Below are 17763 nucleotides of genomic sequence, written 5' to 3'. Positions count from 1 at the left end.
GGCGTGCTCAGCAGTGACAATCGCCAAGGCATCGCGGTAGGCGACACCGGGGTGCGCGCGCATGTGCTCGCGGGCAGCATGCTTAGGCGCAGAATTCTTCGTCATCGTAGGTTCTCCAACCACTAGTCAGCGCGTACAGCAGCCCGCATCCACTACACGCGCGATAAGTGCGTTGGATGAATGTCGCAGATCCTGTGGACCTTGCCCTCAGACGTCGTGTGCGATGCGGGCGCACGTGACTCGGGTGAAGCCGTGCGAAACGGCTACAAGATCAACTTTATATCATCCACCGACGACGTGGTCAACTCGTTCCAGCCGATCTCCCAGGGACTTGACCAGAGACGCTGGAGGCCCCGACACGAACTGCGGCAAGGCGATGGACGGCGGTGACCGCGTTCAAGCACGCTCCCGAGAAGTGAACAGAACTGGGGTGTCTCCGAGGATCCGCCGCGCCTGAACGGCATCGACTCGCTGCGTGGCGGGTGATGCGGATACACAGGTCCTGCGTGCCGATCCGCTTGCGGAATCCTAAGTGGCGGGTAGGCGTCGACCGGTTCGTGATTCGGCTTCAGGATCGCGACGGTCCAGTTGGAGGAACCTCTCCTGCCTCCTCCGCATCATGTTGTCGTCGAGCAAGTCGACCTGCGCCCTGGTTCTGGTCGGCGTGTGCACGCTCGTTGACTGATTCGGCCTGCAGTTGATCGTCGAATTGCGGATCGCCGGTGTACGCGAACAACCGAGAGCTCGGACCACAGGTTCGCGATGGGTTTTGGTCGACGTCGTCGTTGCTATGCCAGCTCATGGCGCGTTGGGCGAGCGACGCGATCGTGTCGGTGTAGTCGGATTCGGCGCCTAGGTGCGCGGCCATCACCTGCTGGGCGGCGGGTCCCTTCTCAAGGTGTCGTCCGACTGTGCGGCGGCGACTTCTGCTGCCCGACGGTCGAGCACGGTCGCGGTAGGGTCGAACAGTCCGGGGAATCGGTGTCCGAGTTGGGCGTCGAATGCGTCGATCCGGTCGAGCAGCTCGCCCGCTTCGGCACGGTCGCGTGGGTCGCGGCCCCTTGCTCGGTGTTCATCGGTCCCCTTCGGTGGTGTCGCTGACTTCACCCATCAGGTGGGCCACCGTGGTCTGCAAAGCTCGAGCCAGGGCGCTGAGATCGTCGACATCGATTCTGCGCCTGCATGTTTCGATCTCGGTAATGGCCTGTCGTCCCAGTCGGCGACCTTCCAGGGTCACAGCTTCGCTCAGTTGGGTCTGGGTCATCCCCAGGGCGCCTCGTCGAGCCACCAGGTTGGTGGCCACGAGGCGGCCCACCGGGCCCATGGCGATCGCGTGTTTTCCCATGCGGATGATCCTACATGGATCATCCGACATCAACGATCTGCGTCGGGGGGACAATCATTGTCCCACTGGATGTTTCGACGGTCTGGCCTACGGTGCCAGTCCCGGCTTGTCCTTACTCGGGGCCTGATACACCGAACGCAGCACATCCAGGCCGTCGGCGCCGTTGAGCAGTTCGCAGCGTCGGAACATCAGCGACGAGTTCTCCCGCTCGGCCCTCAGCAGCCGGTGTGCGGCCTGAAGCTCCTTCATGCCCGGTGCGCGAACCAGCAGGTACTGGTGCAGCGAGCTGAAGTGGCCACCGACATCGTTGACGAGCACGTCGAGCTTCTCCTGCTCGAGCGCCAGCAGCTCGGGGTCGCGATGACGCAGCGCGCGATTCTGATGCTCGATGCCCGCGATCTGCTGGAAGACCCTCTGTGACTCTTTCGTTGTCAGATAGCACCACGACGTGCCGTTGTCGATCTTCTGGTAGAAGTTGTCGACCCGCCGGATAATGGCGTTGCGATCCCCCTCGAACAGCAATGCGGACGCGCTCCCCACCACCGAATACAGCTGCCCGACATTGCCGTTGACGTACCGAATAATCCCGCTCGCTTCGACGTCCTTGATCCCGACGATCGACAAGAAGCCGTAGGGCTTGGAGCCCAGGCGAGTCATCACCCGTCGTTGCTTCACAGGTAGGTACTCCAGGAGCGCCGGCAGCTGCATGAACTTCATGTCCCCGGTCTTGGTCTGCTTGCCCAGCACGGCCGCGGTGATCGACATCCAGATCACCAACAGGACCAGTACGAGCCATGGGGCGGCCGACAACGGGCTCTGTAGCACGACCCACGCGGTGACGAACACGAATCCGACCCAATACAGGATGACCTTGATCGCAAGCGGCCTGCTCTTGAGCTGGAATGCCTGCAGTGTGATCTTGTGATCGAGCCTGCTTCGGTCGATGCTCACCGGAATTTTGTACGTGCTCTTGACCACTATCCCGCCCCTTTCACTTCACCCCGAACCTAGTCTCCGAAATCGGCTTTGAAGCCGACGAAGTGTACGACCCGGCCGTCCCCGGTCTCGAAACTCTGCGGCTCCAGCCTGCCCGTGGCCTCGTACTCGTCCCCCTTCTTGGAGGTCGCGGTGAACCCGACGTACTCGTCGGCCAGCAGCGCGGCCACCTCGCCGTCGCTGAAGGTATGGGTACCGAAGGACCGCTTGAACCTCACCTTCTCGCCGGTGCGCGCCCAGATCCCCTCGGCGTGCGTGGCGGTGTTCACCACCTTGGTGAAGCCCACATACGGGATCGGGTCGCGGTCGGAATCGTCGTCGGGCTCGAACATCTTGCCCTCGAGGCGGCCGACCACCTTCTCGGTTCCACCCCCGCGAAGGATCTCGAAGGTGACGCTCCGGCCCCCGCACAGCTCGGCCACTTCCTCGTCGGTGAAGCGGTGGCCGGCCCACGCTCGATTGAAGCGGGTCGCGGTGCCGTACTCGGTCGCGTAGTGCATGTCCTCAGGCAGCTCGACGTACTCGCGATCAGGGAACTTGCTCGGTGCGGTCATAGTCGTGAAACTTCCTCTCCGCCTCGTGAATGTCGGATCATCCGTCTTCGTGACATCATTCAATCACGGAACCAACCTCCGGACCTCGGCCGGTCCGGAGGTTGGTGGGGTGACTACTTGGCGACCCTGCGCTTCTTCGCGCCGGCTGCAGGCTTGGCGTCGTCGAACTTCAAGGCGAAGCCAACCACCTTGCGACCGTTGAGGGTTCGCTCCGCCAGCGCGCCCTTGGCCGTGTACTGCCTGCCGGTCTTACCCTTTGCCTCGAACTCGATGGACTCCCCGGCCAGCAGCTTCGCCAGTTCCTGCTCCGTGAAATCCTTGCCTTTCCAGTGATCGTTGGCGCCCCAGCCGCGACCCTTGAACGAGACCTTCTTGCCCTTCCACACCCCTGTGACCAGGTCGGTTCTCGGGGCCCGTTCCTCGAACTGGGGCTTGAAGCTCACGTATGGGTACTGCTTGCCGTCCTTCTCCAGCACTCCGGACTCGAGCTTGCCCTTGCAGGTGTACGCGGTGCCGGTCTTGGGGCTCTTCGCGGTGATCTCGATGACCTCGCCAGCCAGCAGCGCGGTCACCTCGGCATCGGTAAACCGGTGACCGCCGAACACTCGTTTCGCGCGGGTGACCACGGTCCCGTTGTGCGTGAACTGCAGCGCGGGCGGCAAGTCGATGGCCTCGACAGGCGCACGGGTCACGCCGGCTTTGGCGATTCGATCTTTGACCTCGGCGGGCAACCGGCTCGCGTTCAGCTTCATCTTCTCGATGTCGTGACGCACCAGGTCGACCACCAGCGCCAGGAAATCGGGGGTCACACCCGTGCCCGCTTCGATCTGCGCCATCTGTTCGAATACCTGCTCGGTGATCGACAGGTCTCCGATGTGCGTGCCCGGCAGGATGCGGTGGTTGAGCTCGCCGAGCGAGCTGAGCGTGAGCTTTCCGCGCTTCTCGATCATGAGCGCCTTACCGGTGGCGTTGTTGGTGACCTCGGCGTATGTACTGGTCCGTGTGGCGCCGGTGCCCACGCTTCGCTTCTCGAGCTGCTTCATCAACCAGCTCATCGACGGATGGGGCGGCCGCGCCGGGAAGCCTTCGTGAACGAACGGTTCCGCGACCTTGCCGAGTCTTGTCGCGCCCGACGCCGGTTCGGTCTCGTCTCCCTCGTCATCGTCGACGACGAACACGCCCTTCCATCCGAGTACGGCAGGCACATTCAGCGAACCGACGAAGGTCGGATACTTCTCGACATGGCCGCGGTGCTGGTCGTACTCGTAGTCCGGGGCAAGCATCGTCAGGTAGTTCTTGGCCAGAAGCTCGTAGATCTCCCTGCCCAGCTCGCCGTAGTTCTTCTCCACTGCGGCCAGGCTGGCGGGAACGTTGGGGCCCGGACGGTTGGCGCCGTGTGCGCCACCGGACTTGACGTGGCTCTTGCGCGGGCTCCGGTGGCTTAGCGCCGCCGGGTCCACGCCCACCACGTCGGCGATCTTGTCGACCAGCGGAAGCAGCTCGTTGAACTGCTCCGGCGAGATGAACTTGTCCTCGGTACGCGGGTACGAGACCACCTGGGCCTCGTACATCTTCTGGTACGTCTCGAGCACCTTCTTCGCGCCGAAGCCCTTTTTCGACAGCAGCGACGAGAGGCCGGCCAGGTCCATCAGTCGAGGCGGCGCGGTCTTCTTGCGGGTCGTCCCGTCGTGGACCACCGCGGACGAGCGCAGACCGCCGGGGACATCAGCCTTGTTCTCGAACCGATCGATTTCGGGGTCGGCGTAGGTCACGCCGTTCTCGTCACGGAATCGGTTCTCGTAGAACGGCTTCTTGACGTAGCTGTTGTGCGCGTCGAGGCCGTCGCCGACGATCACGACCATGGCCGACTTGAGTCGACCGTTGCGCAGCACGGTGTTGGCGCCGGAGACCTTGGTCGCGACCCGCGTGAACTGCATCGACAGCAGGTCCCACTTCGATCGGAAGTCGGCCTTGCGATAGTCACCCTCGGCTTCGATCGAGGTCACCGACCGGCGCGCCTTGAACGCCTTCTGCAGCGAGGCCGGAGTCTCGTCGAGGAACTCCATGCGCTCGAGCTTCTTGCCCTGCAGGCCGAGGAACTCCACAATCTCCCAGCCCAGCAGTGAACCTTCACCGGTCGGGTCGAGGTCGGCGGCGTTGCACACCGTGTCGCAGCCCGACAACGTCGTCTTGAGCTCACGAAGCAGGTTCTTTGCGTCCGGGTCGGTGACCAGTTTCCCGCCCGAGACCTTGCGTCTGATCTCGCGCTCCCAGCGAAAATCCTCGGAGCGCCACGGAAGATTCTCGAGCTCCCAACTCTTGTACCGCTCGGCGAGGGCAGCCGGCACCATCGCCGAAGGGTCCTTCAATTCGAGCAGATGGCCTCGCGCATTGACGATGACATATTCCGTGCCGTCGAACGTGCCGCTCATGCCGCCCAGCGCGGCCGCGAAGTTGCGGGCTGCCGAGGGCTTCTCAGTAAGGATTCCGACTTTCTCCAACTTAACCCCACATCTTTCTTATTCTTTCCGTTATCGCAGGTAAGAGGTCTGAGAGCCCCCCACAAATTTGCGATATGACTAACTATTACCATAACAGAATCGAGCTCGGTCGCCGTCGGCAGCAACGGGCCCGCAGACAACGAATCCCGGTGTGCGACTGCGTACGAAGGCAGCCGCAACCGGGATCGTGTTTGTTGTCGGGAAAGGATTAGTGAAACTTCGGGCGAAAGTTGGGGTCGGGTTGGGGTCGGCCGGAGTATGGCAGAAACGGGCCACTCGGGATTCCTCGTCGCTGGTCGCGGGGTGCTCAAGTGCCTGTTGAGCGGGGCCGTTTAGTGTCGGGCCGTCGCCCCGTCCCAACCTCGATCCCGGTCGGCTCGCCCTGCTGCTGCGCACCGCCGGGATCGCGGTGCGACCCGCCCGCGGCGCCGCGTTGGCAGCGCTGGCCGGACCTGCCCGCACCCGTGCTCGCCGAGCTCCTCGGCATCTCCGGCAGTGCAGCGACCCGCTGGAGCGTGGAAATCGCCGCTGCTGACCTGAAGCGCATCGAGCGCGAGACGACGAACGACCGCCGCGTCTTCGACGCAGCATCCGCCGTCGCACTGGGATACGTTGCGGCGAGGGGACTGCCCGCCTACGACCAGCTCGCCCAGCTGTCCGAAGCGCAGCTCGGACCCGTTCCCGACACTGCAACGAAAGAATCTGCCGAGCTGGCACCCGTTAGCGGTGGGTCCCTCCAAGATCGACAAGACCAAGAGCGTGCTCGACTCCGTCGGGCGAGGACTCGCCCAGGCAGCCGGCCCAGTAGCCGGCGACGATGACGTCGCTGCCAATCTCTCGCCGATCAACCTGACCCAGCTCAGCGAGGAACTCGCGAACCTGGCGGCAGGCATTGCCCCCGCGATGAAGGCTGCCATGTCCAGCCACCCCGATCCATCAAGGAACTCCTCAACGTCGAACAACGGCCCGACGAACAGAGCGACATCGCCTTCGAGCAGGAACCGGAGCTCGACCGCGAACGCGGCCGCGACACCTCATACGCCGTCTAGATCCGCCAGGCAGCGGCTCCGAACAGAGAAAGAGGTCGCCACCCCGCCGATCCGAGAAGGCTTCTCGGATCAGGGCGAGAGGGAAATCCCCGTCGACCATGGCAGTGGGTGGCGACCTCTTTCTCGTCGCTCCGGCAGTGTAGAAGAACCGCCTTACGACACATCCTCGGGGCGGACCATCGAGTCCCTCTCACGATCAACGAGATCCGGCGACTGTTCAGCCGCGTTGCCTGGCCCGGTGAAACATGCCCTCGCCCGCGGGGCCCGCGCAGCCACTACAAACACGGACATCACAAACTGTATTGCTGTACTGATAAGGGCGATCGATTGCCGCGATCGGCATCGCTGGCAGGACCCGATCCAATCCGATGGCTCGTGCCACCCTGTCGAAGCCAACTAACGGTGCGCCATCGGCACGCCTGGCGATTCGCGAGCCTAATGACCAGTGACACCAGGCATTCGGTGGAGGATGATCGATACTGACCGGTCGTGATGCTTGTGGTAGTGACAAACCGAGTTGGTGCCTAAATCAAGACAACGAGGGCCCATTGACCGAAGGTGAGCCCACGGACAGTATTTCAGCGCAGCATGCGTTTGTCCTGGTGCTGGGCGTCATTATTGGCGACGGCGAGAAGGTGACCGGAGAACTCGTGCAAACTCGGTCGGAGGGAAGACGGGTCGGAGGGAAGACGGTTCGTTCACAGGAGACCCTTGTTGAGGCCGCGTACGGGCATGGATTGACGCCCCTTACACCAGCACTGCTCAGGAGTCGAGAAGTCAGTCGGGCACAAGAACTTCGAAACCCGCTCGGCCACTGAGGAGCGCCATCCCGATCGCTCGCCCCCACATATCCCGGCGGCTTGCTGTTGCTGCTGCTGAGACCCGAGGTGCTGGGTCAGCTTTCGGCGAAAGGGGGTAGGCCCTATGCGCTTACCTGGTCGTGTTCTCATGCGGGGGGCACGAGGTCGTGATGTCAAGCTGTTGCATCGCGAGTTAGATCGCGTCGGCATGGCGATTCCCTATTGTGAACGTGCTACCTCGAGATTCGGTCCTCGCACCGAGGATGCTGTACGAGCGTTGCAGGAACGGCTGAATCTGGAAGCAACTGGCATCGTTGACGCGGTCACGGCCGAATGGTTGAACCGCCTCGCCGAGCTGGCGGAACGCGCCGAGTGCGATAAGCCCATGATTGTCCGCGGTCGCGTATTCACCCGCTCCGGGGATCCACTCGGCGGTTTGCGTGTCGTCGCAGTCGATACCGATCTCACCGGTGAAACCGACCTCGGTGCGGCGCTGACCAGCAGCGACGGGACCTACATCATTGAGTATCCGGCCGAACTCCTGGTTCAGCATGGCAAGCAGGCGGCCGATCTCCGGGTCCATGTCTACGCCGAGGAACAGGACCGACCACTGGCCAGCGCCGAGATCGACTACGACGCCAGCGATGATGAAACGATTGACATCGTCGTCGACGATGCCAAGGCTCCCCGCCCTGACGAGTACACCCGCATCGTTGGCGAGCTCATCCCGCACCTCCGGAGGGCGGACCGGTCGCTCGACGAGCTGCAGGAAGACGACGCCCGCCAAGACGTGTCGTACCTAGCCAACAAGACCGGCTGGGATGCCCGGCTGGTGGCCATGGCGTCGCTCGCCAACCGGATGGGCGAGGACACCGGCATAGCCCCCGAGCTGTACTACGCGGCCTTTCGCAGCGGCCTGCCGGCCAACCGTGACGTTTTGTCGCTACTGCCCCAGGCAACCCTCCAAGCGGTATGGCAAGGCGCTCTTGACGACGGGGTGATCTCCTCCGAGCTGGCCGAGTCCATACCGACCAACTTGGACGCTTGGCGCAGGGCCGGCGCTGAATACCTGCTCACCGGACCACTCACCGCCGGCCCATCCACCCTGAAAGACGTGCTGGCCGTGTCGTTGGGCGACAACACGGACCGCGCCGCCAAAGTGGCCGAGCTCCGTCGCGACGCCGGCGACGACCTGGCCGGATTCTGGGAAGGGATCGAGAACGAGCTGGGCCGTCCCGCCAGGGAGCGACTCGAGCTGGACGGGAAGCTCGCCTTCCTCACCCTCAACAACGCCCCACTCATGCAGCTACTCCATGCCAGGGGTGAGCTACAAGAGCCGGTCGATCTGGTCCGGCGCGGTTTCTACCAGCCCGATGCTTGGCATGAGCTGCTGGGTCCCGACAGCGGCATCGACGTGCCCGACGAGATCGAGGGCCGCGGCATCACCGAGCGTCGACGCAACTACGCCGAGCAGCTGTCGAATGAGCTACAGCTCGGTTATCCCACCCAGGTAGTCGCTGAGATGATCCGGGCCGAGGCGGTGCCCCTGCCCGGCAACGGTGCCGTCCGCGACGACGTCTACCAGTTCCTCGACGAGCACCGCGGGCTGTTCGAGCTGGGAATCCACCCGGTGGAGGCCTACGCCCAGGCGCACGACCTGGCCCTCAGTGCCGACACCCTGGCCGCCGTCACGGCACTGCAGCGCGTTTATCAGATCAGTCCCAGCAACCAGGTCATGACCGCCCTGCTCGATGACAACATCGACTCGGCGTACGCCGCGACGCAATACGACGAGCGGCAGTTCGTGGCCCGCTTCGGCGAGAAGATGGGCGGCAAGCAGGTGGCGCGGGTGGCCCACGCCAAGGCCCAACAGGTGCACCACGCCACCCTCAGCGTCACCACCAGTTTCCTGTGGGACAAGACCGTGCCCACCCCGTACGTGCTGGGCGGTCAGCCCACCATCAGTGCAGACGGCGACGGCTCCCGCCGGGCGATCGCCGCCGAGGTGACGTCAGGCGCGTCCGCCACCCTGGAAACCCTGTTCGGCGAGATGGACTTCTGCGCCTGCGAGCATTGCCGCAGTGTGCTCAGCCCGGCGGCGTACCTGGTCGACCTGTTGCAGTTCGTGGACCTACGACGGTTTAACGCCAACGGGGTGGAGCTACCTGCCAGTTACGATCTGGAAAACCCCGCCGACGTGCTGTTGAAACGTCGTCCGGATCTGCAGCACCTACTGCTGACCTGTGAGAACACTAACGTCGCCCTGCCGTACATCGACCTGGTCAACGAGATTCTCGAACATGCGGTCGTCAACGACATAGCGCTGGCAGGCTTCGAGGGCTTCAACGTCGACGAGGACGTCACTACCACGGACCTACTGGCCAACCCACAGTTCGTCAACCGAACCGCCTACCAGCAGCTGCTTGGCGAGATCTTCCCGATCGAACTGCCGTTCCATCAGCCGCTGGCGGCGCTGCGGACCCACTTCGAGCGGTTCGACGTGCCGTTGCACCAGGCCATGGAACGCCTACGCCACCACGAGGGCCTGGCGACGCCGGGCGGGTCCCCGTCCACCGACTATGCGTGGCGGGACATCTGCCTCGAGCGACTCGGGCTGTCGCGTCAGACGTACAACGTGCTGACCGACAGCACACCCTCGCTGGCTATGTTCTTCGGTGAATCGCCGACGGCCAGCGACGATGACGTGATCGACCGCTGGTCCAACGCCCGCCAACTGTCCCGGGGCCTCGGCCTGACCTACGAAGAAGTCCTTGACCTCGCCCGCACCCGCTTCATCAACCCCCGGGTCGACCTACTGCCAAAGCTGGAACGGCTGGGCGTCAACGTCACCAAGCTCAAGGAGTTGCACGACGGCGACCTGACACCCGACGAGTTCACGGCGCTGCTACCCGAGGGTCTCGACACCGCACCCTACGGCGGCGACATCGCCGATTGGGTAACCACGTCCTATGACGACATCGTCGAGTTGGTCGTCATCTCCGACCCCACCGGCAGCGAGGAGCTGTGTCGCTTCGATCTCCTCGAGCTGCGTCATGCCCTGCCGGACATGACAGCCAACCGGCTGCGTCCCGACGAGCTACTGCGAATCAACCGGTTCGTGCGCCTACAGCGGGTACTCGGATGGCCGATCGACCTGGTCGACCGGGCGCTGGTCGCCCTCTACCCGGCGGCGCAGCTTCCGGCTGCTGGCGACAATGACAGCACCTTGATTGAGAAGCTGGACGCCGGTCTGGCAGAAGCCGTGGTCGATTTGGGCGTGGTACGCCGGGTGCTGGAGCTGCTCGATCTGCGGCCAGAGAAGGAGCTGCGAAGGCTGCTGGTGACCTGGTCCGACATGGATACCTTCGGCTTCACCGCGCTGTACCGCCAGGTGTTCCTCTCTCCCGCCACCCTGCAACGCGATGATGCGTTCGCTGATGACGGCTTCGGCGGATTCCCCAGGAGACCGAACGACGATCTGCTCGGCCACGCCGAGGCCCTGCGGGCCGCGCTGAATGTCACCGACGCCGACTGGGACCTGCTCGTCGACCGTTTGGGCTTCGGCGAGCAAACCAAGCTGACTCTCGCCAACATCAGTGCCCTGTTCCGGCACAGCTACCTGGCCCGCAAGCTCAAGCTGGCGATCCGCGAACTGTTTGCGTTGATCGAGCTGTCCGGCCTGAAACCCTTCACCGCCATCGACGCCGCCGACCCCGACATCGTTCGGTTCGTGGAACTGGCCCAGCTCATTCGCGAATCGGACCTCACGCTGCTGGAGCTGCGCTGGTTCGCCGCGCACGTAGACCACACCGGCAAGGCCGGCCCCAAGCTGTCCGACATCCTCGACTTCGCCGTGGCTGTGCGCACCGACCTGGCTCGGATCGCGGCCGAGCACGTCGTCGAGGACGACCCCACGGGTGAGATCGCCCGCGCCAAGATGGCCCTCGTCTATGGCGATGACGCTGCCAGCACCTTCTTCGGGTTGCTGGAGCAGACCACCAGCGTGGCGGTGGGATACGACCATCCGGAAGCCGAGCTGGAACCGGCGATCACCGGAGTCAGCGAGCGGCTGACCTACGACGACTTTGACAAGACGCTGTCGTTCCGCGGCTTGATGACCGAGACACTGCGCAACGCCCTACAGGCAGTCCCCGGAACGGGATCGGCGTTCGATAACGCCGTAGGAAAGCTGCACGACCTGGCCCAAGCACAGTTCGCGGCGTTCTTCGAGCAATACCCCGACCTCAAGCCGTTGTACGGCACTTACGACGCCTCGACCTTGCCGGTCGACCAGCGTCGCCGCGCCCTCTTGGCCGACTTCCTCCCCGACCTCGAGCTGCGGCTGCAACGCCAGCAGGTCCATCAGCTCAGCGCCGCCCGGCTCGAAGCCGACACCACCACAACCCGACTGTTGCTGGAGGACCCGACACTGTTGCACGCGACTGATCAACCTGGTGAGCCCGCTGACCTCGACCTGGTGGGTGTCGCAACCGTTGGGGTGTCGGCCCGCTACTACTTCGCCGACGACGCGACCGGCGATCCCGACATCATCGAGCCGGCAACCAGGGCGAACATCGCATTCCGCCCCGCCGCCGAGGGCGGGCCCGAGCTGCCGGCCAACGGCGTCCACCCCGGCCAGCCGATCAGCGCACGGTGGAGCGCCTACCTGGTACCGCCCGACAATGGCCTCTACAACGTTTTGGTCGAAACTGACGCCGCGTCCGCCGCCGTGGGGTTGAGCCTCGACGGCGAGGATGTGCCGTTGGTCGAAGATAGCCCCGGCGTCTGGACCAACCAGCAACCGATCGAACTCAAAGCCGGCGAGCCACGGCTATTGGTAATGGTCGCCCGCGAGGTCAGCGAGCGGGCGGTGCTGTCCTGGCAACGCAAAGGCCTGGCCCAGAAACCCGTCCCTGCGGCTCAGCTGGTGCCGGCCGATCTGGTCGGGCACTTCACGGACACATACATCCGCCTGTTGAAGACGTTGGCCATCAGCGATGCCCTGCAGCTCGACGCCGAGGAACTGGCTCATTTCGCCACGGATCCGGATCTGGCAATCAACGCTGAAGCCTGGACAAACGCCCTGCCCACCACGGCACCGACGCTCGAAGCCACGGCCCAAGACGTCTTCGCTGCGCTGGTGCCGCTGCTGCGCTACCGCCAGCTCACCCGCGACCTCAAGGTCCGCAACGCTGAGCTGGCCCAGATCCTCGACGAGCCCAGCGCGATCATCGAGCCCGGGCAAGACGACCGCACTCGGCTCGAAGTCGTCACCGGCTGGGATCCCGCCTTCACCGAGACGTTCCTCACCCACCTCGGCTGGACCATGGCCGACCTCCGCCACCTCGACCGGCTGCTGCGCCTGGCCGAGGCCGTTGAGGTGGCAGACAAGCTGGGCATCGGCGGCAAGGTGCTGGAAGTCACCACGAACGATCCCGACCACGGCCTCGTGATCCAACTCCAGCAAGCGCTGCGGGCGCGTCACGAGCACGACGGTTGGCTCGACGTCATCCAACCGGTCAGCGATGCCATCCGTGAGCAACAGCGCGACGCGCTCCTCGCCACAGTGTTGCACCGGCTGAGCAAAGATGACGACACCAAGCACATCGACACCGCCGACAAGCTCTACGAGCACTTCCTGATCGATTGCCAGATGGCGGCTTGCATGCGCACATCGCGGGTGCGCCAAGGCATCGCAACCGTGCAGCATTTCATCCAGCGGTGCCTCCTCAACCTGGAACCCCAGATAGCGGCGTCATCCATCAAGTCGGATTGGTGGGAATGGATGAAGCGCTACCGGGTTTGGGAGGCCAACCGCAAGGTGTTCTTGTGGCCCGAAAACTGGCTCGAACCCGAACTACGTGACGACAAATCCCCGTTCTTCCGGGAGCTGGAAAGCGAGCTACTGCAGTCCGACATCACCGAAGATTCGGCCTCGATCGCTCTGGGCCACTATCTGACGAAGCTCGACGAAGTGGCCCGGCTCGAGGTCTGTGGCATCTACGTCACGGAAGCCGAGGTACTCACTCCGGCCGACGACATCGTCCACGTGGTAGCCCGGACCGCCGGCGCGAAACGCAGTTACTACTACCGGGCGCAGGAGTTCTCGGCCTGGACTGCCTGGGAGAAGGTCGGCGCCGAGATCGAGGACAACCCGGTCATCCCGGTGGTGTGGCGGGGGCGGCTGTTCCTTTTCTGGGTGGGCATCACCCAAGAGGTGCCGATCCACCAGGGCAGCCCGGTGAGCGGCGCCAGCGCCGAGACACTCATCACCAGTCTCACCGTGGGGGGTATGAAGGGCGACACCAAAGTAACGGTCAAGGCCAGCCTGTATTGGACCGAGCGCTACAACGGAGCCTGGCAACCCACCCGCACCTCCGATGTCAGCCACCCGGTCACGCTGGGCACCTTCGACCCGGGCAGCTTCGACCGCTCCAAGCTGGTAGTCGCCTCACGTGAGGACGCCGACGGATTGCGCATCAACCTCGGCTACCCCGGATCGGATTATCCGTCTTGGAAACTGTTCAACACCCACAGCCTGCCTCTGCGCAACGTCGACGAGCTGTCCGCCATCGACTTAGGATTCGTCGAACTTCCAGTCCCGTCCGCAGGCAGCGGCTTCTTTCTGCTCACCCGTGACCGGGAGATCAGCGTCGGCAGTTCGACCAACCAGAAGCTCAGCGTCACCTATTTCGATCCGTACTCTGCGCCCTCCAAAGACTGGTTCTTCGTCCACGAGGTGCTCGCGCGGGCCCCGCAACACCAGGTGATCACCCCACGGCACCAGCTGGCCAACGAATTCGAGGCTCCGTTCTTCCTGCAAGACCGGCGCCACGTCTTCGACGTCCGCCCAGTCGAGACCCAGGTCAGCGTTCCGACCTACATCGATGTGGGAATCATCGTCACTCCGCCGATCATCGTCAAACCGAAAATCCCGCCGATCGTCCTGCAACGGCCACCGTGGTGGAAAGACCCGAAAGGCCCGCTTATCAAACCACCACCTCTGGTCTATGACGGGGGCATCCGCCCCGGGGTGGTCCAACCCGAAGTCGGCGACCTGTTCCTCGGCGTCGGCGCCACGATCACCCACGCCAGCCTGGCGCTGGGCACCTTCACCTTCAATGGCAAGATCCTCGGTCCCCAAGGTTCCGTGGCCGGAAGGAGGGCGAAATGAGCGGGATCGTCACCTCCCAGAAGGTTGCCGGCTTTCACGAACTGGCGGTAACGAAGGCCAAGGTCGGCTACTCGAAGTTCGTGAAGCCGATCTACGAGCAGAAAACCAAGATCACCTATACCTTCTACAACCATTTCCACCCCTACGTCGCCGAGCTGGTGGAAGCACTCAACCGGCGTTCGTTGCAGGGCCTACTCGACGTTGATTTCCACGCCGACCTGGTCGACCACTTCTTCAAGTCCACCTACGCACCTAACGAAGCAGACTCCACCATCGACGTCGACTACTTCCCCAAGCAGATCGACGTGTCCGAGAAGGGACCGTACTCAATCTACAACTGGGAGTTGCTATTCCACGTCCCGTACACGGTGGCGGTGCACCTCTCCAAAAACCAACGCTTTGCGGAGTCCCAGCGTTGGTTCCACTACATCTTCGACCCAACGACCAACGACACCACCACACCAGACCCCGACCGTTACTGGAAGTTCCTGCGGTTCCGCCAGCCATTCGACGCGACAGCGATCGATGTGCTGCTGCAGGTGTTGGCTAAGCCGGTCGACGAATGCTCGTCCGAAGAGATCGAGGCCAAGGAGCTGATCCTCTCTGGCTACGAGGCCGTCAGGGCGCATCCCTTCATGCCCCATCGGGTAGCTCGTACCCGCATCGTCGCCTACCAGTACGCCGTGGTGATGAAGTACCTCGACAACCTCATCGCATGGGGTGACAGCCTTTTCCGTCAGGACACCTCGGAAACGGTAGCCGAAGCCACCCAGATCTACGTGCTTGCAGCCAACCTGCTGGGACGGAGACCGCAGCAGGTCCCTGAACGTGGGGTAGTCCGGCCGAAGAGCTATGCCCAACTCAAGAATTCGGGACTGGACCCATTCTCCAACGCCTTGGTCGACCTTGAAGGCAAGTTCCCGTTCAACCTGGCCCACCCGGCGACTGAGGGAGTCGACAGCGACGGCAACGGGCCGTTGTTCGGGCTGGCTCGCACTCTGTACTTCCGGGTGCCACCCAACGAGAAGCTGTTGGGCTACTGGGACATCGTCGGTGATCGGCTGTTCAAGCTGCGCCACTGCATGAATATCGAGGGTGTCGTCCGGCAACTGCCGTTGTTCGAACCACCCATCGACCCTGGCATGCTGGTCAAAGCCGCAGCCGCCGGGATCGACATCGCTAGCCTGGTGAGCGGGCTCAACCAACCGATGTCCACGGTGCGAGCCCGGGTCATGATCCAGAAGGCCTTGGAGCTGTGTTCCGAGGTGCGGGCAATGGGTGCCAACCTGCTGTCAGCGGTCGAGAAACACGACAGCGAGGCACTGGCACGACTGCGCCAGAAACATGAGATCAGCTTGCGCCAGCTGACCCGGGACGTGCGTTTCCTGGAATGGAAGGAAGCCGAATCGGCCACCGAGAACCTACGACGCAGCTATGCCGTGTCGCTGGAGCGTTACCAGCACTACCGTCGTTTGCTCGGCCTGGAGATCGGTGACACTCCGGCGGTACCCGAGTTGAGCCGCGAGCCGATGACTGAGGAAACCTTCGACGAGCTCTACGAGGACCTGGTGGCCAAGTACGACGTCGAGATCCCGGTAGAGGGTTATCCGACGCCCAGTATGTCTCAGGCCTCCAGCCCGTCGACCCAATCGGGCGCCAGCAGTGGGACGCCGAACCTGCATCTGACTGTGAGTGAGGACAAAGAACTCAACGAGCATCCCGGCACGGCCCGCGACCTGCGCACTGCGGCTGCGGTCAGCGACGGGATCCACGGTGTCTTGGCCCTGCTGCCGCTGTTCAGCCTCAACGTCCACTACTGGGGCATCGGTGGTAAAACCGATCTGGCAGGTGGACCGATCTTCGCCGGCGTCGGCCGGATCATCTCCACCGCGTTGACGACCGCGGCCGCCAACGAGGACAGCAAAGGTCAGGGTGCCGGCAAGACCGGTAGCCACGAACGCCGCGGCATCGAATGGGTCAACCAGCACAACGTCAACGCGCGCGAGTTGCAGCACCTAGGCCGCCAGATCATCGGGGCGCTGATCCGCGAGCAGGTCACCCGCCACGACTACGACGACGCCAAAACGATGCTGGATCAGGCCGAGGAGATCGACGAGATTCTCCGCAGCAAGTTCAGCAACCAGGAGCTGTATGCCTGGCTGCAAGGCGAGCTGTCGAAGCTCTACTACGAGTACTACAAGTTCGCCTTCGACAACGCCCGCCGCGCAGAGCGCACCGCCAAGGTCGAGCTGATGCGGCCCGAGTTCGACGCCATCGAGTTCACCAAGTTCAACTACTGGGACGGCGGCCGGCGGGGATTGCTCGCCGGTGAGGCCTTGTACCTCGACGTCAAACGTCTCGACCTGGCGTTCCAGGAACACAACAAACGTGAGCTGGAGCTCACCAAGCACGTGTCACTGCGCCAGCTCGACCCGGTGGCATTGTTGAGTCTCAAGGTCACCGGTTCGTGCGAAGTGAGCCTGCCCGAGTGGTTCTTCGACCTCGACGGCCCCGGCCACTACATGCGCCGGTTACGCAACGTCGCCGTCACGCTGCCGGCGGTGACCGGGCCCTACACCACCGTCAACTGCACGCTGTCGCTGTTGCGGAGCTCTATCCGGCTGTCGCCCGTGTTGGCCGATGGCGAGTATATGAGAACTGGTAGCGAGGATGGGCGGTTCGTCGACTCCTACGGCACGATCCAGTCAATCGTCACCAGCGGCGCCACCAACGACAGCGGCATGTACAACGTCGACCTGCGCGACGACCGCTTCCTGCCATTCGAGGGCGCCGGCGCCATCAGCACGTGGCGGATCGAGCTGCCCCCACTCGCTCAGTTCGACTACGACAGCATCGCCGATGTGGTGCTGCACCTGCGCTACACCGCCCGCGACGGCGGCGCTCAGCTCCGGCAGAAGTCCACCGACGCAGTCACCGAGCTACTGGAAACCGCCGGCGCGGCCGGCATGGCCCGGCTGTTCAGCCTGCGCCACGAGTTCCCCAACGAATGGAACACCTTCGCCCACGGCAATGAGGACCTGACGTTCAGCTTGCGCAAAGACCACTTCCCCCACCTGGTGCGGACGGAGGACCTGACTCTCGAGGCGCTGCAGCTGTACCGCCGCGATGGTTACGAGCTGGCGGAGGTGGCCCCGGCCGGACTGGATCTCGATGCCCTGGCCACAGCGCTCAACGACGAAGGAGAGGTCGAGCTCGCCCTTCCGGAGGACAATGCCGTGCTAGCCCGCGACACCACCGACCCAGTGTTCCTGGTGGCCCGCTACTCGGTGGCCTGAACCATGGACCGTCGACCGGGCACCGCTCCCCGCAAGCCTGCTCTCAAA

General features: G+C 63.7%; 6 protein-coding genes. 2 read left to right on the top strand and 4 right to left on the bottom strand.

What is annotated here, in order from left to right:
- Positions 1–1072 precede the first annotated feature (1072 nt).
- The 4 genes from CA951_RS03660 to CA951_RS03645 all read right to left on the bottom strand — a co-directional run bounded on the left by CA951_RS03660 (position 1073) and on the right by CA951_RS03645 (position 5396).
- Positions 1073–1345, bottom strand: coding sequence for a helix-turn-helix domain-containing protein (locus tag CA951_RS03660; protein WP_179220105.1), 273 nt, complete (start codon positions 1343–1345; stop codon positions 1073–1075).
- 87 nt (positions 1346–1432) lie between these two features.
- Positions 1433–2296, bottom strand: coding sequence for a hypothetical protein (locus CA951_RS03655; RefSeq protein ID WP_143543014.1), 864 nt, complete (start codon positions 2294–2296; stop codon positions 1433–1435).
- Positions 2297–2352: 56 nt separating this feature from the next.
- Positions 2353–2895, bottom strand: coding sequence for a hypothetical protein (locus CA951_RS03650; protein WP_087555567.1), 543 nt, complete (start codon positions 2893–2895; stop codon positions 2353–2355).
- Between the two features lie 113 nt (positions 2896–3008).
- Positions 3009–5396 carry a DNA topoisomerase III gene (locus CA951_RS03645; RefSeq protein WP_087555566.1) on the bottom strand — a complete coding sequence of 796 codons (2388 nt, stop codon included), beginning with the start codon at positions 5394–5396 and terminating at the stop codon, positions 3009–3011.
- Positions 5397–7369: 1973 nt separating this feature from the next.
- On the opposite strand from CA951_RS03645, the gene CA951_RS03635 reads away from it, so the two are divergent.
- Positions 7370–14419, top strand: coding sequence for a neuraminidase-like domain-containing protein (locus tag CA951_RS03635; RefSeq protein ID WP_087555565.1), 7050 nt, complete (start codon positions 7370–7372; stop codon positions 14417–14419).
- Complete coding sequence (locus CA951_RS03630) at positions 14416–17715, top strand: toxin (RefSeq protein ID WP_087555564.1); 3300 nt, start codon at positions 14416–14418, stop codon at positions 17713–17715. The genes CA951_RS03635 and CA951_RS03630 overlap by 4 nt, the downstream gene beginning before the upstream one ends.
- Positions 17716–17763 lie beyond the last annotated feature (48 nt).

The organism is Rhodococcus sp. NCIMB 12038 (assembly GCF_002165735.1).
In the GTDB taxonomy this organism is placed as follows: Bacteria; Actinomycetota; Actinomycetes; order Mycobacteriales; family Mycobacteriaceae; genus Rhodococcus_F.
Note: the sequence above shows the minus strand (reverse complement) of the source record. Positions and strands in the feature narration are given on the sequence as shown.